Source organism: Rhodococcus sp. NBC_00297 (assembly GCF_036173065.1).
GTDB lineage: Bacteria > Actinomycetota > Actinomycetes > Mycobacteriales > Mycobacteriaceae > Rhodococcoides.
Window position 1 is genome coordinate 3784680 of sequence record NZ_CP108041.1, and the last position, 13307, is coordinate 3797986.

A 13307-nucleotide genomic window follows, 5' to 3' on the forward strand; every position below is an offset into this window, starting at 1 on the left:
AACGGGGGAGACTACGTTGTCGATCACGACGCCCTCCCGTGCAATCTGCTCTTGACGCTGACGATCTCGTCCGGTGTCAGCGCTCGACCCGGCAGGGGCACCGACCGATCCGGCACCGCCGCGAGGGAATCGATCACCAGGGCGAAATAGCGTCGCCAGTTGTCCTCGTCCACCTCGTCTGCAACCTCGGCGCCGGCCACGATCATCCGCACCAGGGTGAAGAGGTCGCCGGGCTGCACGTCCGGGCGGAGCTTTCCGGCCTTCTGGGCGCGCTGGATGAGAGTGTTGATGGTCGGTTCGAGCTTGGACCGGACTGCCGCGATGCGGTCGAGGCCGTCGTCGCACCCGAGGACGACGTGACCGAGACCACGGTCCGCGGCCATGTGTCGACACATGAATTCGAAGAAATCGACCATCGCAGCCCAGGGATCGTCGGCCTCCGCGGCCACCTCTGCGCGGCTGAGCACGTCGACCAGACGCTGCTCGAGGATGCCGTCGATGAGTTCCTGTTTGTTGGCGAACCGCCGGTACACGGTGCCCACACCCACCCCGGCGCGCGCAGCGACGTCGTCGAGCGTGATCTCGAGACCCTTGCGTGCCAACAACTCTCGCGCACAGTCGATGATCTTGAGCTTGTTCCGCTCGGCGTCCGCTCGAAGCGGCTTCGCCGCTGTGGTGGGTTTCACAGTCCGTTTCGTCCTGGTTCGTCGGTTAACCGGAGGGCATACCTCCGCATCGCTGCTATCGTCTTGCTATCCGGAGCGTACGCCTCCGTATAGCTCCATTTCACGCCGTACCGAAGCGAGGATCAATGTCTTCCACCACATCCGACGTCGGAAACGTCCAACCGACGATTCGGTCGAGCGCGCACGACGCGCCCGACCGCACTCGCTGGCTCATCCTGGGCGTACTCGGCCTGGCCCAGCTGATGGTCGTGCTCGACGCGACCGTCGTGAACATCGCGCTTCCCGCCGCACAGCTCGATCTCGGCTTCGACAACGCGGACCGCTCGTGGGTGGTCACCTCCTACGCTCTGGCATTCGGCAGCCTCCTGCTGCTCGGTGGTCGACTGAGTGACCTCTTCGGTCGCCGCACCACCTTCCTCGTCGGACTCGTCGGCTTCGCGGTGATGTCTGCCGTCGGCGGCGCAGCCGTCAACTTCGGCATGCTGGTCGCGGCCCGTGCGGGACAGGGTGTCTTCGGCGCTCTGCTCGCTCCCGCAGCGCTGTCCCTGCTGACCACCACGTTCACGGATCCGAAGGAACGTGCGAAGGCATTCGGCATCTTCGGCGCGGTCGCCGGTGCCGGCGGCGCCATCGGCCTGCTTCTCGGCGGTGTGCTCACGGAGTGGGCGAACTGGCGCTGGAGCCTGTACGTCAACTTGATCTTCGCGGGAATCGCGTTCGTCGGCGGCTTCCTCCTGCTGGCCAAGCACCGCGCCACCGAGCGTCCGGTACTCGACATCCCCGGCACCCTCACCGTGTCCGCGGCGCTGTTCTCCATCGTCTACGGATTCGCGCACGCCGAGTCCGACGGGTGGAGCAACGCGGTGACCATCGGTTTCCTCGCGGTCGGTGTGGTCCTGCTCGGTGTCTTCGTCTACCTGCAGACGCGGGCGACGCATCCGCTTCTCCCGCTGCGCATCGTGCTCGACCGCACCCGCGGCGGCGCGTACCTCGCGGTGTTCGTCATCGGTGCCGGCATGTTCGCGGTGTTCCTGTTCCTCACGTACTACCTGCAGAGCACGCTCGGCTACACGCCCATCACCACCGGGTTCGCGTTCCTGCCGATGATCGCGACCCTCGTGGTCACGGCCACCGTCGCGACGTCGGTCATCCTGCCGCGCTTCGGGCCTCGCGTTCTCATGTCCGCCGGCATGCTGATCGCGTCGGCCGGCATGGCCCTGCTGACCCAGATCTCGATCGACAGTTCCTACGCCGCGCACATCCTGCCGAGCCTGCTCGTCATGGGCGTGGGCATGGGTGCCACGATGGCCCCGGCCATGCAGGGCGCCGTGTCCGGAGTCTCGCCGGACGACGCCGGCGTCGCCTCCGCGACCGTCAACACGATGCAGCAGATCGGCGGATCCATCGGTACTGCGCTGCTCAGCACCATCGCGGCGACGGCAGCGACGAACTACGCGACCGACAACCAGGCGGCCGTGGCTCAGGCCGCGGATCCGCAGGCCGCCGCGACGCTGCTCCGGATGAACGCGGAGATCGCCAGCTACACCACGACGTTCTGGTGGGCGTCGGGCATCTTCCTCGCCGGCTCGGTGATGGCAGCGCTGCTCGTCCGCTCGGGCAAGCTGCCCGACGGACCCGAGGGTGCCACCGTCGTCGCTCACTGACGTACACAGTCACCGGATCCGGTGCAGAGAACCGTGTCAGACGCGGTTCTCTGCACCGGATTCGTCGTGGATGCGGGTGAGCAGGTCGGTGAGGGTCGCTCGGTCGTCCGCGCTCAGGCCGGTGAACATCGCCTCGGACGCGCTGCGCTGCGCCTGCGCGATGGTGTCCGCGAGTGCCCGCCCCTCGTCGGTGAGGTCGAGGAGAACCGCGCGACGATCGGTGGCATCGGCGTGCCGTGCGACGTAGCCGGCCGACTCCAGCGCGTCGACGACATCGGTTGCCGATCGGGGTGCGATGCGCAACCGTTCCGCCAGATCTCCGGGCCGAAGTGGTCCCGCCGCGCCGGACAGCACGCGCAGTGCCCGTCCGTGTGAGGGCGAGAGTCCGAAGGGTTCGAGTGCGGCCATGTGGCGGCGCCGCATCGACCTGGCCACCATCATGACCAGATCGGCCGGGTCCTTCTCGTGGGAATGCACGGGACGATACTAGCGTTGCAGCGGTCGACCTCATAATGAGGTAACCTCAGTTCTACCCGATCAGGGAGGTCATATGCGTTCCTCCACCACACCGGCAAGGCCGGTGCAGTCCCCCGTGACATCTGCGGACCACCAGCCCGCACCGCTCGGGCGCGTCGTCGCCCTCTTCCGGCCCTATCGCGGCCGGGTCGCCGCGGTGAGCGCGGTCATCACCCTCAGCGCCGTCGTGGCACTGGGATCGCCGCTGCTCCTGCGCGACATGCTCGATCACGCCATCCCGAACGCCGACGTCACGCTGGTGACGATCCTCGCGGCCGGCATGATCGCGATCGCCGTCGTCACCAGCTGTCTCGGCGTCGCCCAGACCTGGATGTCCAACAGCATCGGGCAGGCCCTGATGCATCAGCTCCGCGTGCAGGTCTACTCGCACCTCCAGCGTCAGTCGCTCGGCTTCTTCGCGCGCACCCGCACCGGCGAGGTGCAGTCGCGCATCGCCAACGACATCGGCGGCATGCAGTCCGTCGTCACCAACACGGCCACGTCGATCGCTCAAAACGCGACCACCGTCATGGCCACCGTCGTCGCGCTCTTTCTGCTCGACTGGAAACTGGCCCTTTTCTCGCTCGCCATCCTGCCGGTGTTCGTCCGCATCGCTCGGCGGGTCGGCGACGAGCGTCGCCGTATCTCCACCGTGCGGCAACGCCTGCTCAGCGATCTGTCCGTCCAGGTGGAGGAGTCACTCTCGGTGAGCGGCATCCTGTTGGGCAAGACGACCGGCGCGTCGTCGGTCCTCACGAATCGGTTCACCGAACGCTCGTCCGAGGTCGCCGACGTCGAACTCCGCTCGATGATGGCGGGCAAGTGGCGCATGGCGACCATGTCGATCAGCTTCGCCGCGATGCCGGCCCTGGTCTACTGGTTCGCCGGCATCACCATCGGCAACGGCAGCGCGTTGACGGTGGGAACGCTGGTCGCGTTCACCACCCTCCAGACTCAGCTCCTCCGCCCCACGATGATGCTGCTCAACACCGGCGTCGAGGTGCAGAGCTCCCTGGCTCTGTTCGGCCGAGTCTTCGAGTACCTCGATCTCCCGGTGGACATCGACGAACCCGCCGTACCGACGCCGATCGATCCGACGGCCCGACGCGGTGAGGTGCGCTTCCGCCACGTGGGCTTCGACTATCCGGGTGCGGCACATCCGACGCTCACGGACATCGACCTCACGGTCCCCGCCGGGAGCACCCTGGCGATCGTGGGAGCGACCGGCGCCGGCAAGACGACACTCGGGTATCTGACGGCGCGGCTCTACGATCCGACGTCCGGGTCGGTCGAGGTCGACGGTGTCGATCTCCGCGATCTCTCGCTCGCCGACGTGTCCGCGACGGTCGGGGTGGTGTCGCAGGAGACCTATCTCTTCCACGACACGATCCGCGAGAACCTCCGCTTCGCGCGGCCCGACGCCACCGACGCGGACATCGAGAAGGCCGCTCGCACAGCGCAGATCCACGATTTCATCGCCTCGCTCGACGACGGCTACGACACGATGGTGGGGGAGCGTGGCTACCGGTTCTCCGGCGGCGAGAAGCAGCGCCTCGCCATCGCGCGCACCGTTCTGCGCAACCCGCCCGTCCTCGTTCTGGACGAGGCCACCAGCGCTCTGGACACCACCACCGAACGTGCTCTGGCCGACGCGATCGACCAGCTCGAGCAGGACCGCACCACCATCGTGGTAGCCCACCGACTCTCCACCGTGCGGTCGGCCGATCGCATCGTGGTGCTCGATCACGGGCACGTCGTCGAATCGGGATCCCACGATGAACTCGTCGCCCGCGGCGGTGCCTACGCCGCACTGCTGGCGGCGTCCGGCGACTCGCTGGTCACTGCCTGACCACTCCTCCTGTCAACCCCCGCGGCGCTCCTGTGGACGGCCGTCCACAGGTGCTCGCGGGCCCTTCTGTCCGCGGTGCGAGCGGCGCAGAGTCGGGGGCGCGGTCGGTACCGGATCGACCGCGAGAGGGGGGAACGATGTACGAGTCGTATCTGACCGTGGTGGGCACCGTCATCACCGATCCGATCAAGCGCACCACGCCGTCCGGCGACGAGGTGCTCAGCTTCCGCGTGGCCAGCAATTCGCGCCGCATGGACCGCGAGAGTGGGGAGTGGCAGGACGGGGACACGCTCTACGCCTCGGTCAGCTGCTGGCGACGTCTGGTGTCGGGGGTCGGAGCGTCGCTGATGAAGGGCGATTCGGTCATCGTCTTCGGGCAGGCGCACACCAACGAGTACACGACCAAGGAGGGCGTGGGCCGAGCCGATCTCGAGATCCGAGCCACCGCGGTGGGACCCGATCTCGCTCGGTGCCACGTCAAGGTGGACCGGCCGCGTCAGGCGGCCGAGCGGCAGGAGTCCGGCGAGACCGTCGCCGAGGCCGCGGTGGACACGGCCGAGCCCGAGCCGGTGCCGGTGGGCTGACCGCGAACGGTTTCACGGGCACCGGTCGGTCCCGGTAGACTTCCGCGTCGAGCACATCTCCCAGTTGTCGGCCCCGTCGTCGGCATCTCAGCCGGCGCGATCCGCCCGGCACACACGCTGGTGAGCACATCGAGAGGAACTCGTGGCGGAATTCATCTACACCATGAAGAAGGTGCGCAAGGCGCACGGCGACAAGGTCATTCTGGACGACGTGACGATGAGCTTCCTGCCGGGAGCGAAGATCGGCGTCGTCGGCCCCAACGGCGCCGGCAAGTCTTCGATCCTCAAGATCATGGCCGGGATCGACCAGCCCGGAAACGGTGAGGCGTTCCTCGCGCAGGGCGCCACCGTCGGCATCCTCATGCAGGAGCCCGAGCTCGACGAGAACAAGACGGTTCGCGAGAACGTCGAGGACGGTCTCGGCGAGACGATGGTCCAACTCAAGCGGTACAACGAGATCGCCGAGCTGATGGCCACCGACTACTCCGACGAGCTGATGGAGGAGATGGGCGAGCTGCAGGAGAAGCTCGACCACGCCGACGCGTGGGAGATCGACTCGCAGCTCGAGCAGGCCATGGACGCACTGCGCTGCCCTCCGCCGGACGAGGGTGTGACCCACCTGTCCGGTGGTGAGAAGCGTCGTGTGGCGTTGTGCAAGCTGCTGCTGAGCAAGCCGGACCTGCTGCTGCTCGACGAGCCCACCAACCACCTCGACGCCGAGTCGGTTCTCTGGCTCGAGCAGCATCTGGCCGCGTACCAGGGTGCCATCCTGGCCGTGACCCACGACCGGTACTTCCTCGATCACGTCGCGCAGTGGATCTGCGAGGTCGACCGTGGTCGCCTCTACCCCTACGAGGGCAACTACTCCACCTACCTGGAGAAGAAGGCCGAGCGTCTCGAGGTCCAGGGCAAGAAGGACCAGAAGCTGCAGAAGCGCCTCAAGGACGAACTCGCTTGGGTCCGCTCCGGCGCCAAGGCTCGCCAGGCCAAGAACAAGGCACGTCTCGATCGCTACGACGAGATGGCGGCCGAGGCCGACAAGATGCGCAAGCTCGACTTCGACGAGATCCAGATCCCCAACCCGCCGCGCCTCGGCGACGTCGTGGTCGAGGTCAAGAGCCTCGACAAGGGCTTCGACGGCCGCGTGCTGATCAAGGACCTGTCGTTCACACTTCCGCGAAACGGCATCGTCGGTGTCATCGGCCCCAACGGCGTCGGAAAGACCACGCTCTTCAAGACCATCGTCGGTCTCGAGGAGCCGGACGGCGGCGAGGTCAAGATCGGTCAGACGGTCAAGCTGAGCTACGTCGACCAGAACCGATCCGGCATCGATCCCGCCAAGACCGTGTGGGAGACCGTGTCCGACGGCCTGGACTTCATCACCATCGGTACGCAGGAGTTCCCGTCGCGGGCGTACATCAGCTCCTTCGGGTTCAAGGGTCACGACCAGCAGAAGGCGGCCGGAGTCCTGTCCGGTGGCGAGCGCAACCGCCTCAACCTGGCGATGACGCTCAAGCAGGGCGGCAACCTTATCCTGCTCGACGAGCCCACCAACGACCTGGACGTCGAGACGCTCGGTTCGCTGGAGAACGCCCTCGAGGAGTTCCCCGGCTGCGCCGTCGTGATCTCGCACGACCGGTGGTTCCTCGACCGGACGTGCACGCACATCCTGGCGTGGGAAGGTGGATTCGGCGACAACGAGGCCGCTTGGTACTGGTACGAGGGCAACTTCGAGGGCTACGAGGCCAACAAGGTCGAGCGCCTCGGTCCCGACGCCGCTCGCCCGCACCGCGTGACGCACCGGAAGCTCACGCGCGACTGAAATGTACTGGTAAGTAACCTATTTTCATCGCACGCCACGTCACCGCGGTGTTCGGCTCCCGGCCTCGCGAGGCTAGGGTCGGGAGCCGAACCCCACGGACAACGTCGCCCCGACCGGTGGATCCGCCGCTCGTGGTGATCGAAAGGCGACAGCGATGACTTCAGCGGGAGAGCACTCCGAGGCGGCAACGGCGCCGAACTCGGTGCTCGATCGGGCGGACGACCTCCGCGCGGTGTACTTCGGGCACGTCGATCTGGACGTGTTGCGGACCACCACGGGAGCCGACCCGACCGCGGTGGTGCACCGACATCTGGAGCTCGCCGAGCGTCGTGATCCCGGCGTCGCCTCTCTCGCCCTGCACCGCGGACCCGACAACACCGTCGGCGTGGCCCTGCAGATCGTCACCGACGACATGCCGATGCTGGTCGAGTCGGTCACCGCCTGGCTCACCGGAGCCGGCATCGCGGTCGTCGAGGTGGTGCACCCGATCCTGCGCGTCGTGCGCGACGAGTCCGGCACGCTCCTCTCCATCCGAGGCGGAGCCACCCCGTCCGACGTCGAGACCGGCGATCTCGCGGACGGCAGCATCCTCGAATCGTGGATCCACGTGGCTCTGCACCCCGCGGCGAGCGAGGAGGCCTTCGCCTCGCTCGAGAGCTCGCTGGCCGACGTGCTCGCCGACGTCCGTCGCGTCGTCGACGACACCGAGGCCATGCAGCGTCGCCAGCTGGAACTGGCCGATCGTCTGGAACGACCACGCCGCGGAGACGCGGACGGAACCGAGTCCGTCACCCCCGAGGCGCGGCACGACGCCGCCCGCCTGCTGCGGTGGTTGTCCGAGGGCAACTTCCGCGTGCTCGGCAGCCGCCGGTACACCGCGACGGAGGCGGGTCTCGAACCCGTCGCCGAGTCCGCGCTGGGCATCCTGCGATCCGACGATCCGGGCGCCGTCGCGGGCTTCGACCTGCCGATCGACCGAGTGGTCGCTCGCGAGGACCTTCTCGTGCTCACCCGCGCATCGAGCTCCACGTCGGTGCACCGCGCCGTGCACCCCTACTTCGTCGGTGTCCACGACCTGGACGACGAGGGAAACACGGTGGGAGAGCACCGGTTCACGGGGCTGTTCACCATCTCCGCACTGCACGGCAACGTCCTCGACATCCCGGTCGTGGGTGACCGCGTGCGCACCGTCATCGAGCGCGCCGGGCACACCCTGTCGTCGTACTCCGGCCAGGCCATGCTCGAGTCGATCCAGTCCTTCCCGCGCACCGAACTCTTCTCGGCGGACAGCAGGTCGCTCTTCGACACCATCTCGGCCGTGGAGCGCAGTGCCCTGCGCCGCGAGGTGCTGCTCTTCCTGCGCCGCGACGGGTACGGCCGGTTCGTGTCGGCGCTGGTCTACCTTCCGCGCGACTCCTACACCACCCGCCTGCGTCTCGAGACCCGCAGGATCCTGCTGCACGAGCTCGGCGGTACCGACGTCGAGTACGAGGCACGCGTCTCGGACAGCCCACTCGCGTTGGTGCACTTCACTGTTCGCTTCGACGGACAGAGCGCGGACGCCGTCGACGTCTCGGACGCCAACCGCGACCGCATCAGGGCCCTGATCGCCGACGCCACCCGCACGTGGGACGACGCTCTGCGTGAGGCGGCCGCGGCCGACCCGTCGGTGTCGCCCGACAACGCGGCGCGCTATGCCGTCGCCTTCCCCGAGGCCTACAAGCAGGACTTCGACGCGGACCGGGCGCTCGTCGACATCGCTCGACTCGACGCGCTCGTCGGCGACGACATCGACATGTGCTTGTACCGCCCGCGCGACGCCGAGGCGGGTCACTGGCGTTTCTCCCTCTACGTGACCGGCAGCGAGGTCTCGCTGAGCCAGGTGCTGCCCGTCCTGCAGAGCCTCGGTGTGGAGGTGGTCGACGAGCGGCCGTACGCCGTGGTGCGCAAGGACGGAACGCGCTGCTGGATCTACGATTTCGGCCTGTCCGCGGAGCCCGAGGTCATCGAGGGCGCCGAGAACCAGACGAGTGTGGTCAGCCGACGATTCACCGACGCGTTCGCTGCCGTGTGGAACGGCCACGCGGAGGCCGACCGCTTCAACGAACTGGTTCTGCGGGCCGGTCTCGAGTGGCGCCGCGCGGTGGTGCTGCGGGCGTACGCGAAGTACCTGCGCCAGGCCGCTTTCCCTTTCAGCCAGACCGGCATCGAGGGTGTTCTCCTCGCCAACCCAGTGACGGCTCGACTGATCGTCGACCTGTTCGACGCGCAGTTCGATCCCGCCTCGGCGTCCGAGGAGCGTGCCGACGAGATCGCGTCGGAGCTCGCCGAACTGATCGATCAGGTGGTCAGCCTCGACGCCGACAGGGTGCTGCGTGCCCTGTTCACCCTCGTGCGAGCGACGCTGCGCACCAACCACTTCGTCGTCGACGAGCAGGGTCGCGAGCGCGATTTCCTGTCCCTGAAGTTCGACCCTCGCGGCATCGACGTGCTGCCCAAGCCGCGCCCGCGTTTCGAGATCTTCGTGTACTCGCCGCGCGTCGAGGGCGTGCACCTGCGCTTCGGCACGGTCGCGCGCGGTGGTCTCCGCTGGTCCGACCGGCGCGAGGACTTCCGCACCGAGGTGCTCGGACTGGCCAAGGCGCAGGCCGTCAAGAACGCGGTCATCGTGCCGGTGGGGGCGAAGGGCGGCTTCGTCGTCAAGCAGCCGCCGTCTCCGACCGGCGATGCTGCGACCGACCGCTCCGCGACCACCGCCGAGGGGAGAGCCTGCTACCGCATGTTCATCGCGGGGCTGCTGGACGTCACCGACAACCTCGACCGCGCCACCCGCGCCGCGATCCCACCGCAGCGCGTGGTGCGACGTGACGACGACGACTCGTACCTCGTGGTGGCGGCGGACAAGGGCACTGCCACGTTCTCCGATCTCGCGAACGAGGTGTCCGCCGAGTACGGCTTCTGGCTCGGTGACGCCTTCGCCTCGGGCGGGTCGGTGGGGTACGACCACAAGGCGATGGGCATCACCGCCAAGGGTGCCTGGGAGAGCGTGAAGCGTCACTTCCGCGAGTACGGCATCGACACGCAGTCCGACGAGATCACCGTGGTCGGTATCGGTGACATGAGTGGCGACGTGTTCGGCAACGGGATGCTGCTCAGTGAACATCTCCGCATCGTCGCCGCGTTCGACCACCGGCACATCTTCCTGGATCCCGCACCCGACGCGGCCGCCTCCTTCGCGGAGCGACGGCGACTGTTCGAACTGCCGCGCTCGTCGTGGGCGGATTACGACACCTCCCTGATCAGCAGGGGTGGCGGAGTACACGAACGCACCGTGAAGTCGGTACCGGTCAGCGCCGAGGTGCGCGCGGCTCTCGGACTGGCGGACGACGTCACCGCCCTGTCACCGCCCGAACTGATGCGCGCCATCCTCACGGCGCCGGTGGACCTGCTGTGGAACGGCGGCATCGGCACCTACGTGAAGTCGCGCACCGAGAGCGATGCCGACGTGGGCGACAAGGCCAACGACCCGGTGCGCGTGAACGGCGCGGACCTGCGGGCGCGCGTGGTCGGAGAGGGCGGCAACCTCGGGGTGACCGCGCTCGGCCGCATCGAGTACAGCGCCGCGGGCGGCAAGATCAACACCGACGCCGTGGACAACTCCGCCGGCGTCGACTGCTCCGATCACGAGGTCAACATCAAGATCCTGCTCGATTCCACCGTGACGTCGGGTGACCTGGCCGCGGAGGACCGGGAGTCCCTGCTGGCCTCCATGACGGACGAGGTGGGCGCCCTCGTTCTCGAGGACAACGTCGCGCAGAACGAGCTGCTGGGTGTCTCACGGGCACACGCCCCCGAACTGCTGGGCGTCCACGCTCGACTGATCGCCGACCTGGTGGCGTCGGGGCGGGTGGACAGGTCGCTCGACGCGCTGCCGACGAAGTCGGAGATCTCGCGACGCCTGCAGAACGGGCTGGGTCTCACCTCGCCCGAGCTGTCGACTCTCATGGCTCACGTGAAGTTGGCGCTGCAGGAAGACCTGCTGGCATCGGATCTGCCGGACAACGACGTGTTCGCCCCGCTCATGACGGACTACTTCCCGACGCCGTTGCGCGAACGTTTCGCCGGTGCCATCAAGGCGCATCCGCTGCGCCGGGAGATCGTGGCCACGCGGGTGGCGAACGAGACGGTCGACCACGGCGGCATCACCTACGCCTTCCGCCTCGCGGAGGACTCGGGAGTCGGGAGCACGGACGCGGCGCGAGCGTTCGCGGCGACGAGCGAGATCTTCGGTCTGCACGACATCTGGGCCGCGATCGCCGCGGCCGACATGCCCACGGACGCGTCCGACGAACTGGTGCTCGAGTCTCGTCGCCTCCTCGACCGAGGATCCCGCTGGCTGTTGTCGAACCGGCCGCAGCCCATCGCTGTCGGTGCCGAGATCACGAGGTTCGCGCGCAAGGTGCGGATCCTGGAATCGCAGCTCCCGACCTGGCTGAAGGGTCGGCAGGCACGCAGCGGACTCGACCGTGCCACGTCCGCCATCGAGAAGGGCGCGCCGGAAGAGCTCGCGCACAGAGTGTTCCGGCTCCTCGACGTGTTCTGCCTGCTCGACGTCATCGAGACGGCGGACATCGCGAACGAGGACGACGAGGTGATGGCGAGCCTCTACTACGCCCTCAGCGAGCACCTCGGCATCGACTGGCTGCTGTCTGCGGTGTCCACGCTCGAACGCGGCGACCGCTGGCACTCCCTGGCGCGGTTGGCGTTGCGGGACGACCTGTACTCGTCGCTGCGTGCCCTCACGCTCGACGTGACGGGCGGCGGCGAACCGGGGGAGACGGCGGACGAGATGATCGCCGACTGGGAGTCCACCAATGCCTCCCGGCTCGCTCGTGCCCGAGCGGCCCTCACGCAGATCGGCGAGTCCGGAACGCTGGATCTGGCGACGCTCTCGGTGGCGGCGCGGCAGATCCGCAGCATGGTGCGAGGGGCGGGTGCGCGGACCGACGTCTCGCGTTGACCACGCCCGGGGGGACGGGCGTGCCCGGCCCGGCGCCGCGCCGGGCCGGATAGGTTGGGGGCGTGACAGACGACGAGCTCATCGGCTTCCACTGCCCCGTCGAGGTGCGCTGGTCGGACATGGACGTGTACCAGCACATCAACCACGCACGCATGGTGACGCTGCTGGAGGAGGCCCGCATCCCGTGGCTCATGGCCGACGGTGTCCCCACCGCGACCCTGCGGAACAGTGCGGTGATCGCCGACCTGCACGTGCGCTACCGCGGCCAGTTGCGCCACGAGGACACGCCTCTCGACGTGTTCATGTGGGTGGAGCAGTTGCGGGCCGTCGACTTCACGGCGGGATACGAGGTGCGCCCGCACGGCGCACCGATGAGTACTCCGCCGGCCATCGTGGCGTCCACGCAGATCGCAGCCTTCGACATCGACACCCAGCGCCTGCGCCGGCTGTCCGGCGACGAGCGTGAGTACCTGCAGCGCTGGCAGCGGCCGTGACGGGTGCGCTGGCCGAGCGGTCGGTGACCGTCCCGGACTCGCGGGACCGGGACGATCTGTCGACCTTCCTGACCCACGCCGCGCGGCTCGACCCGGGCGCGGTGGTGCGCCTCCGGCGCCGCGGTGACAGTCACGTGGTCGCGTGGATCGAGACCGGATTCGACGTCCTCGCCGCCCGCGTGATCCGCGCCCGGGTGCTGCCGTCGGACGTCACCGTGGCCGCGGACGGGCTCCTCTCGGCGATGCGATCCGCCGGACCTGCACCGTTCGATCCCGGCTTCGGCATGGACTCCGCCTGGCGCGGTCCGGTGCCGCCGGACGCCGGGTGGACCCATGTGGACGACGTCCCCGGTCCGGTGTTCGTGGAGCTGGCCGAGCGTGGTGTCGCCCTGGCCCGCGAACACGGAACCGATCACGGCCCGCCCGTGTCGCTGCTCGATCAGGACGTGGTGACCGTCGAGGCCGACGGCGAGGCGGTGCCCGTGTCGATGCGCATGATCTTCGCGCTCAACGCCATGAAGTTCGTGCCCACGGTGTCCGACTCGTCGCGGAGTGCGGACGACGCGCGCGTCCGGGTGCGAATCGCTCGGTCGTGGATCCGGCTCGACGCCCGCTACGGATCGGTGTTCCGCAGCCGGGGCGCCACGATCCCGCTCATGGTGTCCTGATCGA

9 protein-coding genes are annotated in these 13307 nt (G+C 68.2%); 7 read left to right on the forward strand and 2 right to left on the reverse strand.

What is annotated here, in order from left to right:
• Nucleotides 1–23: 23 nt before the first annotated feature.
• A complete protein-coding gene (locus tag OG947_RS17910) occupies nt 24–686 on the reverse strand; it encodes a TetR/AcrR family transcriptional regulator (RefSeq protein WP_222630196.1) in 663 nt (220 codons plus the stop codon).
• 125 nt (nt 687–811) lie between these two features.
• Here OG947_RS17910 and OG947_RS17915 point away from each other — a divergent pair, with 125 nt between their 5' ends.
• Nucleotides 812–2350, forward strand: a complete 1539-nt coding sequence (locus tag OG947_RS17915; protein ID WP_056445939.1) for an MFS transporter — start codon at nt 812–814, stop codon at nt 2348–2350.
• 36 nt (nt 2351–2386) lie between these two features.
• Here the strand turns inward: OG947_RS17915 and OG947_RS17920 are convergent, their stop codons facing one another.
• On the reverse strand, nt 2387–2827 hold the full coding sequence (locus OG947_RS17920) for a MarR family winged helix-turn-helix transcriptional regulator (protein ID WP_328812549.1): 441 nt from the start codon (nt 2825–2827) through the stop codon (nt 2387–2389).
• A gap of 73 nt (nt 2828–2900) precedes the next feature.
• Here OG947_RS17920 and OG947_RS17925 point away from each other — a divergent pair, with 73 nt between their 5' ends.
• The 6 genes from OG947_RS17925 to OG947_RS17950 all read left to right on the forward strand — a co-directional run bounded on the left by OG947_RS17925 (nt 2901) and on the right by OG947_RS17950 (nt 13303).
• Entirely contained in the window at nt 2901–4715 is a 1815-nt protein-coding gene (locus OG947_RS17925) for an ABC transporter ATP-binding protein (RefSeq protein ID WP_328812550.1), read from the forward strand.
• A 137-nt stretch (nt 4716–4852) separates the two neighbouring features.
• Nucleotides 4853–5299, forward strand: coding sequence for a single-stranded DNA-binding protein (ssb, locus tag OG947_RS17930; RefSeq protein WP_051613327.1), 447 nt, complete (start codon nt 4853–4855; stop codon nt 5297–5299).
• 142 nt (nt 5300–5441) lie between these two features.
• A complete protein-coding gene (ettA, locus tag OG947_RS17935; RefSeq protein WP_027505632.1) occupies nt 5442–7121 on the forward strand; it encodes an energy-dependent translational throttle protein EttA in 1680 nt (559 codons plus the stop codon).
• A gap of 154 nt (nt 7122–7275) precedes the next feature.
• The gene (locus OG947_RS17940) at nt 7276–12141 is read left to right on the forward strand and encodes an NAD-glutamate dehydrogenase (RefSeq protein WP_328812551.1); all 4866 of its coding nucleotides are present in this window, start codon (nt 7276–7278) and stop codon (nt 12139–12141) included.
• Nucleotides 12142–12203: 62 nt separating this feature from the next.
• Entirely contained in the window at nt 12204–12635 is a 432-nt protein-coding gene (locus OG947_RS17945) for an acyl-CoA thioesterase (RefSeq protein WP_027505634.1), read from the forward strand.
• Nucleotides 12632–13303, forward strand: coding sequence for a hypothetical protein (locus OG947_RS17950; protein WP_373425210.1), 672 nt, complete (start codon nt 12632–12634; stop codon nt 13301–13303). Before OG947_RS17945 ends, OG947_RS17950 begins: the two co-directional genes overlap by 4 nt.
• The last annotated feature ends 4 nt before the right edge of the window (nt 13304–13307 follow it).

Bases quoted from the DNA above. Each gene is read 5' to 3' on its own strand.
- OG947_RS17915 (WP_056445939.1), top strand. From the start codon at position 812: ATGTCTTCCACCACATCCGACGTCGGAAACGTCCAACCGACGATTCGG.
- OG947_RS17925 (WP_328812550.1), top strand. From the start codon at position 2,901: ATGCGTTCCTCCACCACACCGGCAAGGCCGGTGCAGTCCCCCGTGACA.
- ssb (WP_051613327.1), top strand. From the start codon at position 4,853: ATGTACGAGTCGTATCTGACCGTGGTGGGCACCGTCATCACCGATCCG.
- OG947_RS17940 (WP_328812551.1), top strand. From the start codon at position 7,276: ATGACTTCAGCGGGAGAGCACTCCGAGGCGGCAACGGCGCCGAACTCG.